The 25,135-nt window shown below is 45.1% G+C and carries 15 protein-coding genes and 1 tRNA gene; 9 read left to right on the top strand and 7 right to left on the bottom strand.

The window, feature by feature from the left end:
* Positions 1–280 precede the first annotated feature (280 nt).
* On the top strand, positions 281–1,369 hold the full coding sequence (gene cheB, locus AAFP14_RS06425; protein WP_341731460.1) for a chemotaxis-specific protein-glutamate methyltransferase CheB: 1,089 nt from the start codon (positions 281–283) through the stop codon (positions 1,367–1,369).
* A gap of 3 nt (positions 1,370–1,372) precedes the next feature.
* Here the strand turns inward: cheB and AAFP14_RS06420 are convergent, their stop codons facing one another.
* Positions 1,373–1,753: a response regulator gene (locus AAFP14_RS06420; protein ID WP_340519901.1), complete on the bottom strand. Its 381-nt coding sequence runs from the start codon at positions 1,751–1,753 to the stop codon at positions 1,373–1,375.
* Between the two features lie 647 nt (positions 1,754–2,400).
* Between AAFP14_RS06420 and AAFP14_RS06415 the strand changes: the two genes are divergently transcribed.
* From AAFP14_RS06415 to AAFP14_RS06405, 3 genes are all read left to right on the top strand, one after another.
* Positions 2,401–5,058 (top strand): GAF domain-containing protein, encoded by a 2,658-nt coding sequence (locus AAFP14_RS06415; RefSeq protein ID WP_341731459.1) that lies wholly within the window; start codon positions 2,401–2,403, stop codon positions 5,056–5,058.
* A gap of 103 nt (positions 5,059–5,161) precedes the next feature.
* Positions 5,162–5,233, top strand: a tRNA-Gln gene (locus AAFP14_RS06410).
* A 161-nt stretch (positions 5,234–5,394) separates the two neighbouring features.
* Positions 5,395–6,720 (top strand): RNA-guided endonuclease InsQ/TnpB family protein, encoded by a 1,326-nt coding sequence (locus AAFP14_RS06405; RefSeq protein ID WP_333294112.1) that lies wholly within the window; start codon positions 5,395–5,397, stop codon positions 6,718–6,720.
* 210 nt (positions 6,721–6,930) lie between these two features.
* Here the strand turns inward: AAFP14_RS06405 and AAFP14_RS06400 are convergent, their stop codons facing one another.
* Positions 6,931–8,175 carry a serine hydrolase gene (locus AAFP14_RS06400; protein ID WP_341731458.1) on the bottom strand — a complete coding sequence of 415 codons (1,245 nt, stop codon included), beginning with the start codon at positions 8,173–8,175 and terminating at the stop codon, positions 6,931–6,933.
* A gap of 179 nt (positions 8,176–8,354) precedes the next feature.
* On the opposite strand from AAFP14_RS06400, the gene AAFP14_RS06395 reads away from it, so the two are divergent.
* Complete coding sequence (locus AAFP14_RS06395) at positions 8,355–9,500, top strand: N-acetylmuramoyl-L-alanine amidase-like domain-containing protein (RefSeq protein WP_341731457.1); 1,146 nt, start codon at positions 8,355–8,357, stop codon at positions 9,498–9,500.
* Between the two features lie 207 nt (positions 9,501–9,707).
* On the opposite strand, the gene AAFP14_RS06390 is transcribed toward AAFP14_RS06395, so the two are convergent.
* Together AAFP14_RS06390 and AAFP14_RS06385 are read right to left on the bottom strand one after the other, a co-directional pair.
* Positions 9,708–11,039, bottom strand: coding sequence for a D-alanyl-D-alanine carboxypeptidase (locus AAFP14_RS06390; protein ID WP_341731456.1), 1,332 nt, complete (start codon positions 11,037–11,039; stop codon positions 9,708–9,710).
* A gap of 213 nt (positions 11,040–11,252) precedes the next feature.
* Positions 11,253–11,588, bottom strand: a complete 336-nt coding sequence (locus tag AAFP14_RS06385) for a ribbon-helix-helix domain-containing protein (protein ID WP_341731455.1) — start codon at positions 11,586–11,588, stop codon at positions 11,253–11,255.
* 685 nt (positions 11,589–12,273) lie between these two features.
* Between AAFP14_RS06385 and AAFP14_RS06380 the strand changes: the two genes are divergently transcribed.
* Positions 12,274–12,789, top strand: coding sequence for an HNH endonuclease (locus tag AAFP14_RS06380; RefSeq protein ID WP_341731454.1), 516 nt, complete (start codon positions 12,274–12,276; stop codon positions 12,787–12,789).
* A gap of 78 nt (positions 12,790–12,867) precedes the next feature.
* On the top strand, positions 12,868–13,266 hold the full coding sequence (locus tag AAFP14_RS06375; RefSeq protein WP_341731453.1) for an alr0857 family protein: 399 nt from the start codon (positions 12,868–12,870) through the stop codon (positions 13,264–13,266).
* Positions 13,267–13,535: 269 nt separating this feature from the next.
* Here the strand turns inward: AAFP14_RS06375 and AAFP14_RS06370 are convergent, their stop codons facing one another.
* Entirely contained in the window at positions 13,536–15,434 is a 1,899-nt protein-coding gene (locus AAFP14_RS06370; RefSeq protein ID WP_341731452.1) for a ShlB/FhaC/HecB family hemolysin secretion/activation protein, read from the bottom strand.
* Positions 15,435–15,774: 340 nt separating this feature from the next.
* Positions 15,775–16,635 carry a DUF928 domain-containing protein gene (locus AAFP14_RS06365; RefSeq protein ID WP_341731451.1) on the bottom strand — a complete coding sequence of 287 codons (861 nt, stop codon included), beginning with the start codon at positions 16,633–16,635 and terminating at the stop codon, positions 15,775–15,777.
* A gap of 440 nt (positions 16,636–17,075) precedes the next feature.
* On the opposite strand from AAFP14_RS06365, the gene AAFP14_RS06360 reads away from it, so the two are divergent.
* On the top strand, positions 17,076–18,767 hold the full coding sequence (locus AAFP14_RS06360; protein ID WP_341731450.1) for a transglutaminase domain-containing protein: 1,692 nt from the start codon (positions 17,076–17,078) through the stop codon (positions 18,765–18,767).
* 258 nt (positions 18,768–19,025) lie between these two features.
* The gene (locus tag AAFP14_RS06355; RefSeq protein WP_341731449.1) at positions 19,026–19,166 is read left to right on the top strand and encodes a hypothetical protein; all 141 of its coding nucleotides are present in this window, start codon (positions 19,026–19,028) and stop codon (positions 19,164–19,166) included.
* A 238-nt stretch (positions 19,167–19,404) separates the two neighbouring features.
* On the opposite strand, the gene AAFP14_RS06350 is transcribed toward AAFP14_RS06355, so the two are convergent.
* Entirely contained in the window at positions 19,405–25,131 is a 5,727-nt protein-coding gene (locus AAFP14_RS06350) for a DEAD/DEAH box helicase (RefSeq protein WP_341731448.1), read from the bottom strand.
* Between the last annotated feature and the right edge of the window lie 4 nt (positions 25,132–25,135).

The following is a 25,135-nucleotide window of genomic DNA, read 5'->3' as shown; positions in this document are numbered from 1 at the left end:
ATTAGTTATTAGTCATTAGTTAGTAGTTATTAGTCATTAGTCATTAGTCATTAGTCAACAGTCAACAGTCAACAGTCAACAGTCAACAGTCAACAGTCAACAGTCAACAGTCATTAATTATTAGTCATTAGTCAACAGTTAACAGTCATTAGTTATTAGTTATTAGTCATTAGTTAACAGTTAACAGTTAACAGTCAACAGTCAACAGTCAACAGTCAACAGTCAACAGTCAACAGTCAACGCCCTAGGCCCAATTAATTCCCCATTCTCCTAAAAACTGATGTTATCGCCTATTAAAGTATTGTTAGTTGAAGATTCTCCAGTAGTGACTATTATCCTCAAACGAATTTTTGATGCCTCACCGGAAATCAAAGTTGTGGGTACTGCTTGCAACGGATTAGAAGCATTAGAATTAATCCCAAAACTTCAGCCACAAGTCATCTGTACAGATTTAAATATGGCACCCATGAACGGGTTAGAATTCACCCAAGAAGTAATGAAGAAATATCCTCTACCAATTTTAGTCATCAGTGCTTCCGTGCAAGCAGATGATACTCAGAATGTATTTCAACTGTTAAAAGCAGGTGCATTGGATGTTTTTCCCAAACCGATGGGTGGCTCTGCCTCAGATTACAATGGCCTTGCTAATCAATTAGTCGCTAAAATTAAAATCCTTTCAGGAGTGAAAGTATTTACACGGCATCAAAAGTTCGTACCCACCGAACCTCTTAACAAAAATGTCACAAAAATCAACCAATTACCAGTTTCTCCTTACCAATTTTTACCTGAAAATGTTAAACCTCCAACTATTAAATTATTGGTTATAGGGGCTTCTACAGGCGGGCCACAGGCATTGCACGCGATTATTTCTAAGCTGCCGGCTAATTTCCCCGTGCCTGTAATTTGTATCCAGCACATTAGTGAAGGTTTTTTGCAAGGATTAGTTGATTGGCTGGGCTATGAATCGAAACTACCTGTTAAGATAGCTGCTGTTGGGGAATTGCCACAAGCGGGTACTGTTTATTTTCCACCGGAAAAGTTTCATTTAGAATTGGACTCTAAAGGGCGATTTGTTTATTCAGAAGCTCCTCCTGTCGGGGGACACTGCCCTTCTGTAACAGTGACATTTAAGTCAGTAGCTAATTTTTATAGTCGCGCGGCGGCGGCGGTGTTGCTGACAGGTATGGGCAGAGATGGTGCTGACGGAATGTTGGCAATCGCCAAAGTTGGTGGTTTGACAATAGCGCAAGACGAAGCTACATCTGTTGTCTTCGGGATGCCCAAGGAGGCGATCGCCCTAAGTGCTGTCCAACAGATTCTGCCCATTAGTGCCATCGCTCCTTTCCTGTTAGCTAAATTAAAAATTTAGAACTTATTGGTTAATAAATTTATGAATTACCTCGCGTAACATATCAGCATCAAAGGGCTTAGTTAAATACTCCGTTGCTCCCGCCAAGCGCCCCTGTACCTTATCAAAAGCTCCATCTCGCCCTGTGAGCATGACGATGGGCAAGTTCTGAAACTGAGGTAAACTGCGCACAGTGCGGCACAGTTCCAATCCGTCAATACCGGGCATTGAAACATCCAGTAGCAAAACTGCAACTTGTTCGTGATAAATAGTTGACAAAGCATCCACTGCATTGTCAGTCACCAGCACCCGAAACTCTTTGCTTAAAGCCTGTTTGACCAATCCTTGCATTACCGCGCTATCATCAACAGCCAGAATAGTTGGTAAGCTGCTACTTGCAGACATATTCTTCTCCCCAATCTATAATCTATTTATACTTCTTTCAAGAAGTATGCAACATAATTTCACTGTTTCATTTTTGAGTTTTCCCCAGAGGGACTAACTGCAAATGCTTTGCTATCCCGATTACTTGTGAGCTGTCACCGCTACTGGCGCGTGGGAGGCACCAATAATCTGGCTTGGGAGCATTCATCCACCTTGTGCGACTGACTCGCCTTCACTGCCAGCCCTAATCTCGACCGATGCACCAGAGGCTGAATGATATCGCTTCCAAGGAGTTTTACTCACTATTGTTACGAAATTTAACAAGTTAGGAATTTTTTCCACTGAATTTTCTAGCTGTACTTCAGTAGCAGGCATCATGGCTAGGAGTAGGACACTGGTATTGTGACACACACTCAGGATTTTAATCTACCAGTGTGGTAACTAGCTGCCTGATATAAATACGCTAGAAAAAATTTATACTGATTGAATAAACTAAATCTAAGTAACGATCTCAGTCCCCCAACTCCCAATTTCCCACATATCTCTAAACCAGGCACAACGATCCTAGATGCCACTAGGCTACAGTCTGCCCAAACCACAATCTATGCCTTTTAATTCTGTTCTCTATTGATAATTCTTAGCAAAAGCAACTCAACGGGCAGTTACACATGAAAGCACCCTTGCCTTTTACGAAAAAAGTGTTAAAGCTCCAAAATATAGACCTGTATCAGATCCTGGGCTCTGCTTCGGAGGCTTGTTTCGATGATTTGGCGGGCTTAGCTGCTCAGATGACTCAGAGTTCTATGGCTTTTGTGAGTTTCAATGACTCTAACGGCCACTGGCTCAAGTCTCACATAGGTCTCGATCGAACTTTTACCCACCACTACCTCAATTTTTGCGCCCTCGCGACGGGTCAAAACCCTCAAGAGTTCGATCGACTCTCCGCATCTAACTCCGAAGTTAGTATCATCCGAGACGCTGCCACCGATCCCCGATTTGCCAGTCATCATCTAGTCGCCTCTGACCCTTTGGTGAAATTTTACGCCGGAGTCCCGATCGTCACCAAGGACGGGGAAATGCTGGGAATCCTCTCGGTCATGGATGCCGTACCGAAAGACTTGACAAAAGAAGCAATCAATGCTATGAAAGCTTTGAGTCGGCAAGTTGCTACCCTGGTGGAACTGCGTTGCCAACTAGCCCAAGCCCAGGAACATGGCACTAAGCTAGAACCAACCAAGGAAGACTCAGGAGAATTAGCGGAATTAGAGCGATCGTCTGTGGACGAATTCTTCTCTGGCGTACAGAAGCCAGAAGAAGCTACAAAGATATTTGGCACCAAAAATCTCTCAGTGTTTGGTGAGGGTGGGACATCAATTTATCCGTGGGAAACGGCCATCATCGACCAGCAGCCAGTAGAAATAGCGCTCCGAGAAAGCCAAGAGCGATCGCGCCTGTCCACATTGCAAGCTCAAGTCGGTACGGCCCTAGGACAAGGTGGGACTATACCGACGATGCTCAAGGGCTGCATCGACGCCATAGTCAAACACCTAGACGCCACAGCGGCGAGCATCTGGACCTTGAACCGGCAGACCGATCGACTAGAATTGCAAGCTGCTTCAGGACTGAGCAATCCAGCCTGGGAAATAGAAATAGAGGAGTGGATGCCAACACAACCAGGAAAACTGCCCACAGCCCCCCTGTTTCTGCTGTCGATGCCATCTGCCATCGCAAGCGGGTTGATTGTGGAGAAGCGACTGGTGGGAGTGATGGCCCTGTGCTGCCGCCATGCAACCACGGAGGGAACCCTAGAGGCGATCGTCTCCATGGCTAACGTGATTGCTGTGGGGATCGATCGAGTGAAAGCTCGCGAAGAATTGTTGAGTAGACCCGAAGGTTTGCTGTTTGGTCTCGCCAGCCAAATGCGAAACTCCCTGGACCTCGACAAAATTTTAGATACTGCCGTCAACCAAATTCGTAACTTATTACAGATTGACCAATGCTACTTTTTATGGTATTCAGTCTCACCCCAGAACCAGGAGAGCTTTGCCATGACCCACGAGGCGGCAAATCCAGAGTTGAAGGACAGACTAGCAGATTACCCGATCGCCCAAATCACGCTCCTGGGTGAAAAAATTCGTCACCGCCAACCGCTCAGGATCGGCGATGTGGCAAATACCACTTGCATTGAGCCGCCCACCCAAGCTTTTTTGGCAGATTTGGGGATTGCGTCCAAGCTGCTGCTACCGCTCAAGACTCGCGCCGGTCAAATGGGAGCAATTGTTTGCAATCACTACAGCAACCGCCGGGAGTGGTCCTGGAGCGAAGTAGAATTGCTGCAAGCGGTGGTAGACCAACTGGCGATCGCGATCGACCAAGCCGAACTTTATGCCCAAAGTCGCGCCACTGCCTTAGCCGCTCAAACTCAAGCCCGCCAACTAAGCGAAACATTGCTGAATTTGCAGCAAAAAGAAGCTCAACTCATCCAAAACGAAAAAATGTCATCTCTCGGTCAAATGGTGGCCGGTGTCGCCCACGAAATTAACAATCCGGTAAACTTTATTTACGGCAACTTGACTTACTGCGAGCAGTACATGAAAGATCTGCTGGATTTGCTGCGCTTGTACCAAAAACACTACCCCGAACCCTGCGCCGAAATTCTCCACAAGAGCGAAGAAATTGATGTGGATTTCGTCATCCCCGACTTGCTGAAAATTTTGTCTTCCATGGAAATGGGAGTCGAACGCATCCGTAAAATAGTCGTTTCTTTGCGAAACTTCTCACGACACGACGAAGGCGAGATGAAGCCCGTGGACATTCACGAAGGCATAGATAGCACCTTGCTGATTTTGAACAGCCGCTTGAAATCCAACGGGCAGATTTCTCCCATTGAAGTAGTCAAAAATTACGGCGAGTTGCCAAAGGTGGAGTGTTACCCCAGTCAACTCAACCAAGTATTTATGAACGTGATCGGCAATGCGATCGACGCCTTGGAGCATCAGCCCGCACCCAAGAAGATCGAAATTTCGACACAGATAGTGGGAACCGACTCCCAGGAAACAGACTCAGCCAAATCCAGGGGTCAATTTGTGCTGATTCGGATTCGGGACAATGGCCCAGGATTGACAGAAAAAGCCAAAGGTCGTTTGTTTGACCCATTTTTTACAACAAAGCCTGTGGGTAAGGGAACTGGACTGGGCTTGTCCATCAGTTATCAAATAGTGGTAGAAAAACACTCCGGGAGCTTGGAGTGTATCTCACACACAGGACAGGGCGCGGAATTCAGGATTAAAATCCCGATCGCCCTCCCCTCTGTGAGCAAGACTTGAACAAGAGCGGGCGATCGTCTTCCAGAAAAATTTGAAAATTTTATTGTCAAACCCCTTGACAAATTCCGGCATCCCAATGGTAAGATAATAAAGGTTAAGACATTGGGGCGTCGCCAAGTGGTAAGGCAGCTGGTTTTGGTCCAGCCATTCAGAGGTTCGAATCCTTTCGCCCCAGTTATATTATCACAGAAATTGGGTCTAAAACCCCGTCCTTGTAGGACGGCTTTGTTAGCAGAAGTAAAAACATTGAATCTTTTCCATAAAGATATGTGACAACATCAGATAGAACGTTGTCCTACAATATACTAACAGTAGCTCAAAAAGGAGGAGTTAAACTTGTTAACAAACTATGTATACAAGTTGCGCCCAAATCAAACACAGACTTTAAAAATGTCCAATTGGGTCGATATGTTACGAAGCCATTTCAACTGGTGTCTCAGTGACAGAATCACTCAATATAGTCAACAGTTCATTCAAGGTAACTATTGCGACATTAGGACAAAAAGTGAAGCCTGCCCCTTGACCAGTTGTGTCAGTAAAAACGGTGCAACCGGAGAGCCTTGGAAAACAAGCAAAACAGATAAAGAGGGGAAAGTCAAAAACCCTCGACGCAACCCAGGTGACATTCAAATCACCGCTTTGCCCGAACTGAAAGCAGCTAGACCCTGGTTTGCAGGGATAGATTCAACAGTTCTACAGCAGAACGTCAAACGGTTAGACACTGCCTACAAAAATTTCTTTGAGGGGCGTGGTTTTCCTAAATTTAAAAACCGCAGTAACTTTACTTCTTTCACTTTTGTGATGGGGGTAAAAATACAGGGTAATAAAATTTACTTGCCAAAGTTGGGTTGGATGCGTTTTCATAAATCGCGCCCAATTTCTGGTAGTTTTACCATTAAAGCTTGTGCGGTGAGGAGGCGACAAAATGGCTGGTATGTATCTATCCGTATCGAGGATAAGTCTATCCCTGATTACACGACAAAACCTCTTAAGGGTGTCGTTAAAGTCATTGGCTGCGATATGGGAATTACGAAATTAGTCCATCTCTCAGATGGCGATCAAATTGAAAATCCCAAGTTCTCAACCACCAAAAAAACTAAACGCACTTTAAAAATCAGGCAGAGGCGGGTTACTAGAAAAGCAAAAGGGAGCAATAACCGCAAGAAAGCGGCTAAAAAACTAGGGCTTTTTCATCAGAAAATTAGCGATAAACGCCAAGCTTACCAATGGAAAGTTGCTAATAAAATAGTTTCCCGTCGCGTTGACGCGATTGCCCTGGAAGACTTGAATATTTCCGGCATGATGCGTCGGTGTAGAGTAAAGATTGACGAAAAAACAGGTAGATTCCTGAAAAATGGGCAATCAAGAAAGAAGGGGCTAAACCGTTCTATTTCTGATGCCAGTTGGGGCGAATTAATTTTGAAGATCGAGTATCTGGCTGCAAAGCAAGGAAAGGTCGCAATTAAAATTAATCCCAAACACTCCAGCCAAGAATGCCGAAACTGCGGTCATATCGATAAGTCTAATCGAGACGGCGAAAAGTTCATCTGCACTGAATGCGGATACCACGAACACGCCGATATCGGTGCAGCAAAAACTATTCGCGATCGAGCTTTGAATTTGGTACGCGGGGACTCCGCGAAACCTGGCGTTAGCGCCTAAACGCCCAAAAGATATCCTCACGCTCGATTGAGCAAACGTGAGGAGTTTGGGAACCCTGGAAACAGGGATATTAAGTTGGAAACATCTTAAGAATCCTCGCGCCTTCAGGCCGAGTGAGTGTCAACAAACAATAAAGAATCAGTATGAAAAGTACATAACTTTTCAAGGGTAGACACCATGCCTACCCTACAATGATTTTATTGCTGAATATTATTTTTGAGGATTACGAGCATTGAGGCGATCGAAAATCGAGCGCGAAATTGCCGGAAATATGGTTTCGTCCTTGGCATAGGCCGGGTCGTCAGCGAAAACCACTAAGATATAAATCGCTCGATCGTCTAAAGTCCTGACAAACGCCACTTCGCTGCGACACTTGGAAGTATAACCCACTTTAGAACCAAAATAAATATTAGTTGGCAAAGATTCCCCAAGAAATCCCTGTATCGAGTTACTAGGGTCATTTTTCCAAGCCTTGGGGTCTAAATCTCGCGTCAGCAAGTAAGCCATTTTGCGGCTGGCGATGCTGGAAACAGCTTGTCTGGTATAAATTTCATACATTAATCTGGCTCCTTGATCGGTAGTTACTTGATTCCGAATGGGCCGATCCCGGTCTCTTTGCAACTGCAATTCCCGACCTGTAGGCTGTTCTTGCTTTAAATAATATATCGGATAATTTTTGGTGGTCAAACTAATATTTTCATAACCAGATGACTGAAAAAATGTATTAATTTGATTCCTTTTTGTGAGCCAATTTTCCCAGGGTTCTCCTGTTAGTTTCCCCCCGGATTCTGTATCCGTAATCTTGTCTAAAATCCGGCTGGCTGCGTCGTTGTTGGAAACACGAATCATTTGTTCTAAATCCGAAGTAAAAGCCGATTCTTTTTCGGCGATTCTGCCTTTTTCCATGGCGGAGTAAAAGGCAGCCATCCAAAATAATTTAGCCACGCTAGCGGGAAATCTCAGGGTTTGATTTTGATATCCGGCGAAGGTGTGGGCTTGGGAATTGCTGACATCCAGCAAGCTAATTGATAGTGGTTCTATGGGTAATCCTTTGGAGGCCGCAATCTGCACTGCTTCATCAACAATAACTTGCAATTCTTGAGAATAAACTGGATTGGGCGGTGTTTTGATATTATAGGTGAAGCTAGTATCAGAATTTGATTCTAGTACATTTTCTGGTGTGGAAGTTGTTGGTGGTGCGATCGTCTCTTGAGGTGAGATTACAGGCGGTTCCATGGGACGACGACCTCTAAATGGTAGTGTGACGATCCAACCGATGGCGATCGCCCCTAGAATTAAATACAGAATATTGCGATATTTTAAACGAGCCCAAGTCGTTCTCCGTCGGCGACGGGAGTTGACTAGACGCTGATTAGTTGGGCGTCCTGGGCTGGTGCGTCCTTTGGTGGTTGGGCGTCTGGGGGAGATGGGGCGGCGGCGTCGGTCTACTTGCATTACAGTGGTGTGGTATCAAACTCGCAGGATCAGTGTATAATGAGGCGGCCTCTAAATGACAACTGTGTCGATCGACTCAGTTTTTGCCCCTTTTAAATGTTTTATGGGCTGATTTATACTTCGGGCAATTGTAAAAATCTCAGGATAGCACTCCGTTGAAGCAACATCCATTGAAAAATATGAGAAATTTTTGGGGGCTGGCTGTTTTGGGATTAACAATAGTTGGCGTTACTAATTCTTTGATACCTGCGGTTGTGGTATTTGTCCCCCAATCTGCTGCTGCTGAACCTATTGTCCATCTACAAACATCCAGACGCAACGCGGATGTGTCGCCACAGTTTACAGAAGCAAGCCCAAAACTGGAGGTAACAAACCAGCCAACTATTTTCAGTAGCAGTAGTTGGTTTTGGGAACTCAATAATTTATCCCAAATTTCCTACACTCAATTGCTTGACTTGTTGGTCAGACAACCTGATGCGAATCATATTACTACAGAAACCGTTGCACATCCTGAAGACGTATCACGTTTTGAGCGGGTTGTAAAGTATGCAAAACAACAAAATTTGTCCGATCGCCCCATGGGAGAAATTGTACAGGCGATCGGCAATTATTTTCTCGGTCAACCCTACGCTGAGGGTTTGTTAGATAAATCCGGGACCGAAAAATTAGTCATCACTTTAGACAAGTTTGATTGCGTCTTATTTGTCGAAACTGTACTGGCGATCGCACGGGGTGTGGCCGCCCAAGATTACGATTATCCAAATTTTGTAAATAGGATTGAGTCTCAGCGCTATTTAAACGGTAAAATGAACGGTTATTGCAGCCGGTTGCACTATTTTTCGGAATGGATCAATGACAATCAAAAACGCGCAAATGTAGAAAATATCACAGCCAAGTTGGGAGGAGTACCCCTGGATAAAAAACTCAATTTTATGAGTCAGCACCGCAGCAGTTATCCCCAAATGCGGCAGGATGAAGCTACTTATCAGTGCATTGTTAACATTGAAACTGATTTGGCTAAATCTACAGTTAATTACATCCCAAAAAATCAGATTAAAAATATTTATTCTGATTTAAAACCAGGGGATATTGTGGCGGTAGCTACGGATGTGAAAGGATTGGATGTCACCCATACTGGCTTGGTTTATCGAAATGCGGACGGGAATCTGGGTTTGATTCATGCTTCGCCGGCGGGACAGGTGGTGGTGGCCTATGACTTACATCGATATATTGGTCGGGTGGAAAGTGCGATCGGGATTGTGGTGGCTAGGGCGATCGATCCTAGGCAAAATGGAGTCAGATTAAACGAACCGCGAAGGCGCTAAGAACGCGAAGGAAGAGAGAGAAGAGATAGATTAAGATGTTGTTCTTTCTTCGCGCGATAGGGCGATCGATCCTAGGCAAAATGGAGTTAGATTAAACGAACCGCGAAGGCGCTAAGAACGCGAAGGAAGAGAGAGAAGAGATAGATTAAGATGTTGTTCTTGCTTCGCGCTATGATGGTGTTCGCTGTTGAATGCTCAAATTTGATGTCAATTGACAATTTCGCTACGAGATACTTTACTATTTCTCGCAGGATTTACTGTTAATTCGGGCGGTGAGGCTGCAACTGCTCCCCATTCACTCAAAAAGCTTTTTAACAATACTTCTTGCTGAGTGCGCAATACCTCGACATTAGTGCCTCCATTCATAATCACAAACCAGACTGTTTGTTGTTTCTGGGTTGGTAATGCTCCGCCTAAAGCACTGACATTATCCAATGTTCCTGATTTGATTACTGCTAGTTTTGGCAAGGGTCGTTCTGAAAGTATCCCTTTGTCTTTTCCGACTACGGTTAATACATCGGCCACTGTCATATTATAAGGTTGAAGATAGCGTTCTAATGCTAAAAATAAACCGCAGGCGGCGCGAGGTGAAATCCGGTTGTCTTCGCTTAAGCCGGAACCGTTGACAAGTTGAATTTCTGCGGGGGGAACTCCTGTTGCTGCTGCTGCTTGTTGGGCGACAATTTTTGCGCCACCGACACTATCGGCTAACATATCTGCCATCAAATTGTTGCTGTACTGGTTCATTTTTTTGATGAGTTCAGCTAGGGGCAAAGAATAATGTTTAACTAAGGGTTTTAGGCTGTCGGGGACTGCGGGCAAAACTTTGACAGTGCCCTCAATTGTTACTTGCGGTTTGGGGGTATTGGGAGGCAGTGTTTGATATTGGGCTGCTGGTTCGGCAGACCAGATTTGGCTGTTCAATCCTTCTTTGAGTAATTCTCCTGATTTCTGGGGGTTTGATTCAAAGTTCATGTAAAATTTATCGGCGATGATCAGGTTGCCGGTTACTCGTTTGATGCCTTTTTGATTTAAGGTGTTTCCTAGGGCGATCGCCTCTTCCCACACAAAAAATGGATCTTGGCTTCCTTGGATAATTAAGTCGCCTTTTAATACGCCGTTTTCGATATTTCCGGTGGTGCCAATTAAGGTGATAAATTCATGTTCTGGTCCGAATTTTTGTAGGGCTGCGAGGGATGTTGCTACTTTGGTAATTGAAGCGGCGGGCAGAGGTGTTGTGCCTTGATGATTTGCTAGTAAGGTGTTGCCGGATTGTATCCAAATGCCTTGGTTTTCTTTGGCAAATCCTTGGGATGTTAAGTTGTTGAGGTACTGTTGGATTTTGCTGTTTGTGGTGGTGGGCGGATTTTCGGCAGAGACTATTAATGGTCGATCGACTTTAATCGGCGATGGCGAAGCTGCGGTTACAGGAGTGGGAGATGAAAGTTCGGGGGATGGAGTGGCTGCACATCCACTCATCAGTGTCATTAGCGCGATCGACTTTAAATACCGCGTTTTCAGGATTATTTGAATTTGCATCAGCTTTTTTTAATAGGACTTACATATAAATATCAAAGAAACCGGGTTGTTTACTCCTAGTTGAAGGCTCAGATTCTGTTTTTCCCTAAAAAAGCCGGTTTCTGCCAACCTGACTATTTATTGAACCAATTCTCCATTCTCCATGACTGTGCAGGGGCAACCGGGTGTGGGATTGCCCCTACCAAAATTTGTGAAATTTCTCGATAAACTGGTCTATCCAGCCAAACTACCTGTACTTAAGGGTACCATCTCGCCGTGGGTGGTCAGTCCTAATAACATCGGCTCATTGGGTCGGATCAATTTTCCTGTAAGGGCGCAGCGCTCCTCCTGCTGTGCTGTGGCATCAATGCTGGCTCGAATATCCGATTGCGAAAACATCTGGCGATAATCTCCAGATTTCTGCTGCACGTAATTCCAGAGCAAATCTCGAATCAACGCTTGATAGCCTTGATTTCCTGCCAGTTCTTTGAGTCTTTCTTTGAGATCCCTCTCCAGTCGAATGCTGGTAACTTCCATTTCGGTGGTTGAAGTTCTAGGTAGGGTATGCATATTTTTTTCTCCGTGACGGGGTGGACATATCTGTAATATCAGTGTAGTATGTTTACAGCTAGATTGAAACTTCTCTTAGGACTTTCCGCCTTCTGTGAAATTTCTCCCCACCTACTCCACCTGTCAACCCAAGTTCGATCGCCCTTGCGATCGTGCAAAATCCTCACGAGTCCACCTCAGAACCGGATTTGTGAGAGTTATTGCAACGTCATGGGCCATGGAGAGCCTGTTTAAAGGCAGTTATATTGGATTAGGACAAGTTGCAGAAATTAATCATCACGACCTAGGCCGAGACGGTCTGGAAGTGGCACAGCCACAGGGAAATGTGCGAAGCGGGAGGTACTGCTAAACGACAGTACCAGGATAGGATGAAAATTTGCCTTTAGCAGTTTTTCTAGCCCCCGCTTTCCACTAAGAGAAGCGGGGGCTTTTGATGGAAAATGTGACAGATTCCCTGATATCAAATCCTCTCTTCATCGTCCTGTATTAAACTCTCTCTTCTCGAACTTCGCGTCATAAGCGCCTTCGCGGTTAAATCACCTGACGATACAACCGGAATTGATATGATGTCTCAAATCTTAAATTGACTGACTTCGGGAACTAGCCAGAAATGAGATTTCGCCAATGGTGGCGATAAATCTCATATCCCAATCCAACATCCAAAATTGATGAGGAGAAGCAAGCCATGACTGTAGCAACTGATGTATTAAGGCAATCTGTAGTGGTGTTTTCTAAAAATTATCTGCCGATGAGCCGTGTCAACATCAAACGGGCGATCGTACTTTTAGTCACAGGCAAAGCTGAACCTCTCGATTTTACTACGGGCAATGGCTGGTTGGTGCGATCGCCCAGCACAGCGATTCATGTACCCGAACACATCCGTTTAACTTTGGCAGACAGAGAACGTCTTTGGAAAGTGCCTCCGGTGAATCGCCGGGAAGTCTTGCGCCGGGATGGTCATTGTTGCCAATACTGTGGTAATAACAAGCGTTTGACCCTGGACCATGTGATGCCTCGCTCCAAGGGTGGTTTGCATACCTGGGACAACGTGGTGGCTGCTTGCGAAGCCTGTAATTCTCGTAAGGGCGATCGAACTCCCATAGAAGCTGGAATGCCTCTGCGGGCTAAGCCAAAGGCGCCCATGCACCCTACTGTTGCTTTTGCTGAAATGTTTTGGCACGAACATCAAATAGGTGAATAGGGCAATGGGCTAGGGGGGTCAGGGGGGTTCCCGATTCCCGATTTCAAATTTTCAATTCCAAATTTTAAGGCTGTCAATATGCTGAAGTTGACTTACACTGAAACGGGCTTTAACCTAGAGCGTTTGGCTCAATCTCCCGAACAGTTGGTGGCGCTGCGAGTTGTGCTGGCTATGCGAGTTGGTCAAAGCATTAGCGTCGAACCGAGCACTGCGGCGTTTTTGCTGCCGGCAAATTTACCAGCGCTGTCTTTGCTAGAATCTGAAGTGCGCGCCGACGGCAGTGGTACGATCGCCCTTTGTGTTGCTGATGCTGAATATGTAGAAGTAAGTTTGCGCGGTACATGGATTGGAACAGAGTCTGAGGACGCTGATGGGGTGTTTGTGACTGTTCTGGGCGATCGTGCGGAGTTCTTGTTACTCAAACTCTGGCTGGAAACTCAACCTGTTAATTCGGTTGTCGAGGAAGTCGGCGATTGAAATTCAAGGCAGAATCCGCTCTGTTAAACCTACAAACGATGATTGTTCAGGGGCCGTGCCTTTCTTTGTCGGCCCTCCTCATATAAAATCCTCTCTTGTCTTCCTTCGCGCCCTACCCTACGGGAACCCCTGCGGGGAACGCGCCTTCGCGGTTAAATCACCTGACGATACAACCGGAATTGATATCATCCAGGATTTTGGATGTGTTTCAGGGATTGGGGCAGCCACTATGCGCTGCCTCTACAATAGCAATGTTACAGCCCTGCCCATCAGGGTGTATAAATGATGTTGAAGTAAATCCCTGAATCTTGAAGATTGTCTCCGCGATCGCTAATTCTCACCAAAGGCAAAGCGTATTCTAAGCGGACATTCACTCGCGGTATCGGTTCCCAAAGTACACCCAAACCTAAACCAGCTAAAAATGTCTGATTGGTTAATTTATTAGGATTATTGGCAACATTCCACACTGTCCCAGCATCAAAAAATGGTGCTAATTGAAGTTTCGGCAGACCCGAAGCATCTCTCTTTAAAGTAATCCTATCCTCAATAGAAAATCGAACGCCATTATCGCCCGAACGGACATTTTGGCGATAGCCTCGCAAAGATTGTCCTCCACCAATTACAAATTGCTGGGAAGATAACAAACTATTAGCTGATAACTGCAAGTCTGCTTGCACAATTAATAAATGTTGGTTGTTCAATCGCTGTACGCGCTGCACTTGACCTAGCCAACTCAAAAATTGCCCATCGGGTACAGAACCTTCGTTGCTGGTGGCATCAAGCAAGCTAGTGCCGATCGTAAATTGCGATCGCAGGGCCCAGGCACCTTGGGGATCGCGCCGAACGTAGTCTTGTCCCAGTTTAATTGCTGTCGTGGTGCTGACACCGTTGGAGTCCGGGCCGATACCAAAAGGAGTCGGTTTCCCCTCCACGAAAGTGCGGCCTGTTTGATAAGTTAAACCCCCAGATAAGGCAAATTCTTCGATGGGCGATCGCACTAAGGGCTGGCGATAGCTAACTTCAAATAAATGGGATTTTCCCGATATATCAAAAGCGTCAAAAGGTGCTTGCACGATACTATTCCGATTCGGTGCAGCCCTCAGTTGCAAAGTACCATTCATCGCATTCAGCGGGATGCGGTAGCTAAAATCAAATACGTCTGAATCGCCGATCGAGCGGTAATAAGCACCCGCCAGTTCATCGCCATTTCCAGTTATATTCCGGTGGCGTAAACTCACCCCCAATCTTTCAGAACCGACGCTGGGAGGCGAGTAATTGTCAATACTCACACTAGCTAGAAACGGATTAGCTTCCGAGACGCGAACGATGAGAATGCTCTCCCCCTCATTATCACCCGCCCGCAGTCTAGCTTCTACATTGTCAAATAAAGGATCGACTCGCAGCAGGCGCAGTTGGTCTTCTAAGGAAGCTGTGCTTAAAGGCATTCCGGCACCGAGTCTAATCCGGCTGCGGATGTAAGCTGGATGCAATCTTTTAGTTCCTTCGACCTCAATTTTGCTGAGTTTGCCTTCGATCACTTGAATCTGGACTACCCCTGCGGTGATAGTTTGGGGCGGTAAGACCGCTCTGGAGGTGATGTAGCCTCGATTCAGGTAAATTTCAGTAATTTTGTCGGCGACCTGCTTGAGTTGTTCTAGGGTGGCAGAACGCCCCTCTAAGGGATTGACTAAGGCTTTAATTTCGTCGGCGTTTAAAATCGTACTCCCAACTACTTGAATTTTTTGAACTTGAATCAGATCCGAAGGTAGTGGCTGGGGAAGTGGTTGTGGTGATGGTGGCTGAATTTGTGGCGGTGCTGGGGGAGGTTCTGGGGAAGGTGGCTGTGTGGGTTGCAAAAAGCGATCGCGATTTGGATCTGCCCCTGTCGGTGGCGCTGGCAGATTTCTGGGCTCTGTCGGTGAATTCTGGGCTAAAAAATTAAAATTTCGCTGATTTAGGAGCGATAAATTATTGTCAATTTGTGGTTTTAGGGCGGGCAATAATATATCATCATCAACATTTTTTTGAATGGTAGAACCTAGATTTTGTATGTTTTCTACTAACCGAGCTGGTGCCTGTGTCCTATGCTGTGAGTAGGAATCTATGGCGGGCCACTGAGAAATATCGGCAGTTTGGGATCTAGCTGGATGGGCATAGGAGGGAATCATTGAGACTGCACCTAGCAGTGAGGCCCCAACCCGAAACATAACAATATTGACAGTGCGGCGCATAATTAATTGTTGCTGTTAAATAACTTTGTTTGCTGCTAGATCGCACCAGCCTATCTTTGAAGAAGACATTACTGAAATATCTGTTCTCACTTTTTACCCCCAAGTCCACACCTAAAATCTTGTCAGTGGCTTTAGGTGCTTGGGGAGGAGACTCTAGTAGAATATAGCGTTGCGCAAATTTTGGGCAACTGCTCAGATTTCACTCCAATCTAGCAACTCACAGTCACGACTTGTTTGAGAGTTCTACAAGTTTCACCTTGTCAACAAAAAGTTGGGTTTATTTTGGCTTTTCAAAATTTAAATTAGTTGGGACTAATGGTGCTTGGGAAATTGTGCCTAATTCTACCGAACTCAACATTTCTGACCATTGGAGTGCTAAGTGGGCATCGCTGGGAGAGGAGAGCCGGAGTTGGGCTAGAGTTGCGAGGTATTCGTACCAGATACCTTGTTGGGTAAAAATGCTGAGACGATCGTGCCCGGACGATCGCTCCAACTCGGTTTTCAAGCTTGGGGCCAGTGCAGTACGGTTGATCCACCCGGAAACGAGAACATCCTCTTGAGAGTTTTGGGGGTTGCATTTGATCGAAAAGTACCAATGATAGTTTTTGCCCACTTCCAAGACTGGCGAAGTGCTGTCTTTGGCAAGGCTCACATTAACGATACCAGCACGGCTAGTTACCATGTGAAAACTTTTTTTGTAAATTGTTTTGTCTTTTTCGTCAGCCAACTCAAATTCGACTTTTTTGTCCACAGCTACGGGAACATAGTAGAAAAAAGTCGGTTTGGGTGAAAGGGTTCGCCCCATAGTTGATTTGGGAATCAAGGCTGTGGTGGAAGAAGGACAATTTGAGCCCCGTGTTCCTCCGCCTTCCCGCCGCCCAGGTACTCCCTGTTCCGGTGGTTGAAAATTATTCCAAGTCATTCCTATGGACTGGCTGTTGAGTCTAGTTCCGGTTTGGGAGGAAAATTGAACTGTTTGCCACTGTAAGGGTAGATATTGTCTCTCAGGGCGACTGACGCTGTTTGTGCGAGTGTTAAGAGCGTTTGCTGGTATGGAGAAATTAACGGTGGCAACTGCCTCCAAAGACAGAATTAAGGAAAGGGCCACGGTATTTAGATGACACTTTGTCCAAGCCATGATTGACCAGCCTTCTGATAAACCTAGGAACTTTATCGTATGATTTTATTCTACCCAAAGTTTGTGTAGATATAGTAATCTGTTGTACTTAATTTATATCTTCAGGTAGATACTATTAATTTTGAGGATCTGACACATATATAATCCTGTGTGGCGATCGACCATGGTAGCTTAGTATTTATACTGAGTTGGATTCATCACAACAGGTTGAGTTGAGGGAGTTAAATCTGATATCAGGCATCATCTGAGCTCAACCAAAATTTAACTGACTCTGCGGTACCACTAAACAGGAGTGGAACTCTCAGAGTCCGATCGCTTTGATGGCAATTGGGCCTCCTCCAAGTCAGCAATTTTGCAGATGGACTCTCGGAGTTTGGCTACCAGTAACAAATTTAGTTTTCTGTTTTGGTTTTCTGTAAAGTATCGGCAATATATTTAGCATGAATCTCGATTCACCAATTCTCTGTGACCAACAGCCTTCGCGGCTGCGGATGGTCAGACCCATCGGAGTCTACGCACTGCACGGCATTACATTTTTAGGAAATAGATTGTTCGCTGTCGATCGGACAGAAGGGCTACTATTGGAAATCGATCGAGAAACTGACAACACTACCGTTTTAAATCCTTGTCAAACAGCTAAGTTTGCCGGTGCAACTGGCCTGGCTATCTGGGAAGATACCCTTTGGTTTGCAAGGGATGAGGATATTTGTTGCTGTCGCGGTGCCATTCGGGATGGAAAAGTCGGGGAACTCAAACCGGAACATTTTGTTTCCCTTTCTTATCCTGCTGACGGGATTGCTGTGTGGAAATCTACACTTTATGTTACCTGTCAGAGACTAGGCTATATTCTAGTTTTTGACTGCAATACAGGGCGGGAAATTACTCGATTTTACGCTCCTGGTATTGGGGTAGAAAATATTACTGTGCGGGATGAAGAACTTTGGGTTTGCGACAAGACTGAGCAAACTGTTTACTGTTTAGAACGGGCAAATGGGGATGTTAAATTTAGTGTTTTGACACCCTTTGAAAATCCTTCGGGCTTGGCTTTTCATCAGGATGCGGCAACTGGGGAAGAGGTTCTTTATGTGGCCTATGCTGGAGATGAACTTTACATCCGGGATGACCCGAATTCGGCAGACCCTTTTCAGTTGACTAAGCGCGATCGCACTTTTATTCACCCTTTGTATTTTCACTACAATCAAGCCGAAGGCTACGCTCTTTCCAACGGTTTTTTGATGGAAATGTCCTATGTCGAGGAACTGTCTCCCCTGGAGGAGGTAGCAATTGATAATTTGGAGTGGCGGATTGCTTTACCTTCGGAAACTCATCGGCAAAAGGTGAGGCAAATTACCCCGATCGGGATGCCTTTTACTGAGGAAATTCAGGAGGGGGAACGGGTAGCTGTGTTTAAGTTCGATCGGCTTCATGCTGGAGAACGGCGAATTTTTGGCTGGAAGGCTTTGTTGGAAGTTCGAGCAATTAAGTATCAATTGTCGCCTAGGGATGTGGAAAAGATTCCTAAACTGTCGCCGGAGTTTGAAGCTAAGTATTTGGTGGATAACGATAATTTGGCGATGGATACGGAGATTGTGCGATCGGCTGCAACGGCTGCTATTGGATCAGAAACAAACATTCTCAGAAAATTACTGAGCATTCGTAATTTTGTTTATGACCAACTTGCTTACGGAATTAGACCACATATCGACACACCGGATATTGTGCTGCGCCGTGGTATTGGTTCCTGTGGCGAATACGTGGGAGTTTTGTTGGCTTTAGCCCGGTTAAATGGTATTGCTTGTCGCACAATTGGACGGTACAAGTGTCCGGCTTTTGCTGACAGAAAAGGTTTGCCACTGGAACCAGATTTCAATCACGTTTGGCTAGAGTTTTACATTCCGGGCTTTGGCTGGGTACCTATGGAATCAAATCCTGATGACATCCAAGAAAGAGGGCCTTATCCTTTACGCTTTTTTATGGGTTTAGCTTGGTACCACGTCGAAATTGGCAAGGGAATTCGCTTTCAAAGTCTGACGAGTGATGGTCTTCCTGTGAACAAAGAGAATGTTTCTGTGGGGAGTCTGGCAATTAATCATGTGAGGTTTACAATTTTGTCAGAGTTGCCAGCGATTTGAACTCATTAGTTAACTGTTAACTGTTAGTTGTTATTTTTTGGTGTTCATCACTAATCACAAATAACAACTAACCCCGGTTCGATGCCCGATCCCACAGTTTCGCTCCCCAGTACAGGATGTAGAAGCAATTAACCTAAGTTGATCTAAAATCTAAAATAGACTTCTCCTAAAAAGCTTGTCTTGAACAGGCTGTTGAGGCCTGTTTCAGAGTAATTTTGGCAGAGGTTTAATGTGAAGTAGAAGTTTGTCGGAGGGGTTGTGGAATTTTCTATTGCTAATGTTCTGGTTGTAGTCGCCTTTTTACTGCTGCTGATGGTTACGGGCGGGGTTGCCTATTTGACTGCGGTTGAGTGGCGCGATCGCAGACGGTTAGATGAGGCTAAACGGAAAAAAAAATAGCTACTGGCTATTGACAAATGGCAATTTTTGTGATTTGAGATAAGGCGATCGAGTGCGATCGCCTTGTTTGTTGGAATTGGAAACGGAGATGAGCCAAATAATATCATTTCCGGTTACACCGTCAGGTGATGTTGACAGTTGACGGTTGACGGTTGACAGTGAACAGTGAACAGTGAATAGTGAACTCGAATTTACTATTCCGATGAAGAGAGGATTTGATATAATTGGAATATTCGCTTTAATCACCCAGTGACTGATAGCACCAACTTGGACGCCGCAGGAGATTGAAAGTATCTAGGTATCGAATGCGATCAGCTTCTGCCACTGTAGCAGCGGCTTCATTCGCTTCATTCAATAAGCCTTGACGGCAATCTATGTTCCACAAAGGATGAACGATAATAACAGTTATATCCCCCACAGTCAAACCCGGTAGAGGGCCGAACTGTTGCCCGGAACAACTAAACGATGCACAAAATGTATCGCGCAAAGCAGTTGCTTTCAATACCCAATTTTCTAAGTCTGGAGTAGAAAAATCCCCATCCAGTCCGCATTGAAAATTGCTGCTGGCTAATCCCCTCAGCAAGGAAAGCCCCAAACGCCAATCCAGCAAACCGTGATAGTTCATATTACGGTACTGCTGCAAGCAATCGTAACAAGAAGAGTCGCATTTTTGGCGGTGTTCTGGTGACATTATCGCCTCAGCAAAGCTATTTTGAGAATTCAGAATTTTGTCTAAAAGGATGTCTTCCCAGTGATTAGCTAGCCAGTAGGTGAAGCCAGAACCATTTGCAAGCCGATCGCTAATTACAATTTCTCCTACTTTTTCCCCAATATCGTCTAATTCAGCCTGTCGCAAACCGCTCACGTCTAACTCTTCAGGATCGATGTCTAACTCCTGTGCTGCTACAGCACGAACCATAAAAGCGGCTGAGTAGAAAGCAGCTTTGACGGCGGAACCGCGTGCAACAGGATCGAGGCACAATCCATCCGGTACAGCAGCAGGTTTAATTCGCAGTACGCCAGTAGTTTTTGGGGCAACAATGGCGATTTTTTCTGACTCGCCCTGCCGTTTAAACTTCACCCCATTATTTGTATTCTGAAATCGCTCATCAATCCACTGATCTGTTAATACTTTATCACCGCGCCCAAATGTTGCATTTCCTATTGCTCCTTTAAATAGCTGTCCTCGATTATCATTCACCCGAAAAACGCGGCCTGATTCAGAAAAAGCTGTCTGAGTATTTGTATTATGTACTAAGTCAAACTTTTGAGGTTGTGATTCTGCTACGCTGGCTGCACCTGTGATTAACGCATCGTATTCATCTTTAGCATCCGCCCCAGGAGTGAGGCTGGTACGGAAAGCTAAAGGGACAGCCCACTGAAAAACTCGAAATCCTTGTTCCTCATTTGCACCGCATTCTGGACAGATTATATGTTCAAATTTTGCATCATTTGTGTCCGTATGTTGGCACCGCTGACACCTCAACATCCATTGGCGATCGCTCAGAGGTTCGCCAGCAGGAACCAACCCGTTTTTAGTGTCGGGAATTAACGATGCTGTAAACCCGATCGCAGTATAAATCCGCTTGTCTTTAGTTTTTTCTGAACCGGGGGCAAATTCAGAGACAGCTAAATCTAAATCTCGATCGATAGTAGGAACTTTTTGTTTTCGGGACGGATCGTGATGATACAAATCACGCACTCTTGAGGGCATCCCGTACATCGGCAAAACCCCGCCCTCAGCAAGGCGTTCGGCTAAGCCATCCACCGTCAATTCTAAGTTCTTGGCACACTCATCAATCTTATTAAACAAATCCTGACGTGCATACTCTTCAAACTGGTTTTGATCGATTCCTTCAACGCCAACTAACAGAGAATTTACGATCTCGGTGACTTCCTTTGATTTCTCTAACCAATTACGAACTTGTTCGCGGCGTTCTTGGGTTTCCTTCCACTTTTTAAGCGTCCCAAATTCACCGTGACTGTCGGGCTTTTTTTCTACCTCCCAGCAGGTGACACCAATATCTTTAAATGCGCGTCTCAAACATTCTTTAGCTAGGAGGCGCTGCACGATCTCAACCTGTGGCATAGAAAGAAAAGGAACCGGCGGCGGATCGCCCGTAATTTTTTCAGGATGGCGGTAATAAAATTCATCGTGCGATCGACCCCGACAAAGAGTAAGTACGATCGCAAAAGCCTGGCCCCGGCGACCCCCGCGACCCGCACGCTGCTGGTAATTAAAGCGCATCGGCGGCATATTTGCCATCACCACAGCCATTAAACTGCCAATATCAATTCCCACCTCCATTGTGGTAGTGACGTTCAAAATATCGATGATATCTACCGCTGGGATAAAATCTCTTTTTTGTTCGCCAAAATTCACGATGATGTTGCGAAAATGTCGCTGTCTCTCAGCTTGATCGTCCGTTTGTCCGGTCAACTCTTCGCAGTGCAACCGCAATGGTTGACGCTTATTTACAGCTTGGGTGGAGAAATAATTGCGATCGTACAAATCAGCACATATTTTATTAGGTTCCGCTGATAAATTTGCCAAACAATTAGTATTAGTACAAATACCTCCGGCACGGTGTAGGTGAGGGCGCTGGCAAAACTCGCACTGCCACACCGGGTCATCGGACACAGCAACTCGTACAGATAAATGCCGGGGATTAAGTTTAAAGTGGTGGTGCTGACCGCATTCACAAATAGCAGATTTCAATGCCTGCTGCAACTCCTGTTCTGAAATTCCGCAAGCTTTTGCACACTCTTTAATATATTTCCGAAATTTTGATCGCGCATCACCCCAGTCTTTCCAGTCATCCAGCGGATAATCTTTAGGTTCTTGCGGATACCTGTACAATTCACCTAAAATTCGCAAACTGCCATCACAAATGCTCTCAAATACTGAGGGTGAAAGTCCGCATTGGATTGCTAGCTGTTCTAATTGATTTGGCGGTAAATTCAGGCGAACATAACCCAGACCCGATGCTTCAATCCCAAAGTATAGGCGACTAAAAAGTGTGTCGCAGACCTCAGATTTAACTTTAGAGCGAAGTTTGTTTTCTCGCCTTTCCTGTGCGCCAGGAGACAATTTAGATTTCCATCCTGCGGTATCAGAGGAAAAATCAAACAATTTTGTCCAATGATGCCAGTCACTATCATAATTAAATTCCTGGTAATCGACATCATTACCAGCAGGATTGACTCCCAACACTTTCAATCGCTGTATGAGCAAACCAGGATCTTTATTGTCAGGATCTTCACTGTCTGGTTCAAACATTATGCAGAGAGGAACTGTGCGGGTATTAACTATTTGTTGAATTTCGTTGAGTACCTTCTGAGCCTGATTTCGCCGATTTTGATACATTTCCCTATCTTCTGAATCAAGACCTTCTGGCCAGGTTTTGTTAACATTTTTAATAGCTTTTTGTAACTCTTCAAAAACTTTTGGGTTACGTTGAGCAAATAACTGGGCTTCAGAACGAGTAGGCTGACCGTATTGTTGAATATCTTCTAACAGGTGCGATTTTCCTATAGCAAGTTGTCCAAGTTCATCAAAAAGTGCTTCTCGTACCAGGTCGTCATAGTGAACTCGCTCAATTCCATTCGAGATAGAAGCTGCATCTTCACGACTATCAGAAAACACGACTAATTTGCGGGATTCTGCATCGAACGGTAGCTGATAAAACAGTTCTTTGGAAAGTAATTGGCTAACTTTAGAAAAACCAGTGCGGAACCATCGAATTGAAGATTTGCGAAACTTACGTTTCCTATAGTCTGCACCGCAGCATGGACAAATTGAGGGTAACGAGCCAATAAATTCTTGCTTCTCTGCTGAGAGCGATCGCAAGTGAAACAAATAGCCTTTCACCCACTGTTCCTCCAGGGAATCTGGATCTCCTAGAATAACGCGACCACTGCGGGTATCTAGCGATGCTTTATCCCACCAAGCCTTCTCGCTACCTTCACCTTGTCTCGATGGCTGTTTCCAACCTTTGCAAACATCTTCATCAATATTTCTAAAAGGCCAAAATACGGCAAACTCTTGATACTTGCGGCGATCTAAAGCTATGGCTGTTTTGCGATCGGGAATTCCCTCAATATCTGGTTCTGTGGGCAAAAGTTCCCATCCGTCATTATTCTGTCTTGTCAGCCTGTTTCCCCCAAAAAATACAGTTTTGCACTGTTCGCAGTAAAGAAGTTCTAAAACTCGGTAATTATCGCAAAGTATGGGAGGATTTTCTACAAATAGTTTGCCGACAGGTCTATTTTCACCAATTTCCTTTTCCTCGCACCCGTGATTCGGTTTAGTGCAAGCCCAAAGTCCTTCGATATTCCTAAAAAACCAGTGCAGCCTGAAAGATGGCAAGGATGTTTGGTCGGACAACCCACGAGCGACAAGCAATCCTCTTACTGCCAGTTTGAGATTTTCATTTGTTAAGTCATTGCCAAACATTTTTTGACCAAAATCAGCGATCGATACGGCACGAATTTTGTCATCAACGTTACAAGCATCGACCATTCTAGCGCCAATAGCCGCACTTTCTGATTCCACAATTTCGCGGCAAGCACTGTATGCAGGCGTTTCCGACAACGTTTCTATATTGTTTATTTCTGGTGCTGATGCCAAGGAGATGAACGGTTGGGCTTCCAGAAAATCTTGACCCTCAATTGGCGGAATTGGTTCTAAATGACCGGGTATAATCTGTTGGGAATGCCATTCGACACCGAAGAATTGATTCAGAAATTCTAAGCTTTTTGGATCGTCAGGTTCCAGAGATGCACTAGAGGCAAGAATCCGCAATTTTGGATGACCTGGATGCAGCCCCAAGCGTTGCAGTAAAAGTCGTAGCAAATAAGCAACTTCTGTGCCGGAAGTGCCACGATATAAGTGCAATTCGTCAACAATTAAATGAAAGACGCTGCCATCTTTATTTAACCATGCCTTAGTTTTTTCAAAGATATCTCGATCGATATCGCGCATCAGCATGATACTGAGCATAGAATAGTTGGTAATTAAAATATCTGGCGGGGCATCTTTCATATCCCAGCGACAGCGCATTTCTGACCCATCTAAACGCGGGAAAAAGAACCTCACATCATCATCGCCAGTTTGACTTGCGTGTTCGCTCGCTCGCGCGGCTGATTCCTCCATTTGCTGTATTGCTTCCAGCAGTTCTTTTATTTTTTTGCCATTAGGTTTACGATTTTCTGTGTATTCATGCCCCGGTACGGGCGTAACGCCGTTGTATCTTCCAAAATAGACTCGGTTGCCTTTTCTATTATTTTGAAACCACTCTCGCGCTGCTTCAGAATCTAAAGCGCGACGCAGCCTGGTAAGTTGGTCTTCAACTAAGGCATTCATGGGATATAAAATCAGGGCGCGAACAGCAGCATCCCGGTTTTCGTGACTTCTCTGAGGAACGCGATAAGATTTCTTAAAACTACGTTTTGTCTTCACCAATGGGTTGCATTCGTTCTGCCAATCCTTATTTTCCCACCAGTCGTTAAGGTGCTCTGCTTCTGGTTTAGGAGCATTCCAATTTCTAGATTCTTTGGCAAGATAAGCAAATAGCGGTAACATAAAAGATTCTGTTTTCCCTGAACCAGTACCCGCAGTTACTACAGCATTTTGACCTGCTAATGCCTGCCGCAGCATTTCGATTTGGTGGCTGTACAGTTCGTAATTGCCTACAAGTCCGCAGGAGGCAAGCTGTCTAAAATCTTCAAGGGCAGATTCATCTAATCCTGGTACGTTTGAAATATCTAAATCATTGATAGTTTTACCGGATTTTTGATAGCGGGGCATCAGTTCAATCCAGGGTTCTTGATGGAATGCACCGGGTTGGCGCAGCAGTCTTTCGCGTTCTTGTTCTATTTCGGGGAATTGAGTTCCGAAAGCTGTTTTTATGTACAGCAAAAAGTTGTCGCGAATTGTGTTAAAAGCATTAATTGGGTCGTGCATAAAT

Source organism: Microcoleus sp. EPA2, from assembly GCA_020882975.1.
GTDB lineage: Bacteria > Cyanobacteriota > Cyanobacteriia > Cyanobacteriales > Microcoleaceae > Microcoleus.
The sequence above is the reverse complement of the archived record's forward strand: the minus strand, read 5'-3'. Positions and strand labels throughout refer to the sequence as shown.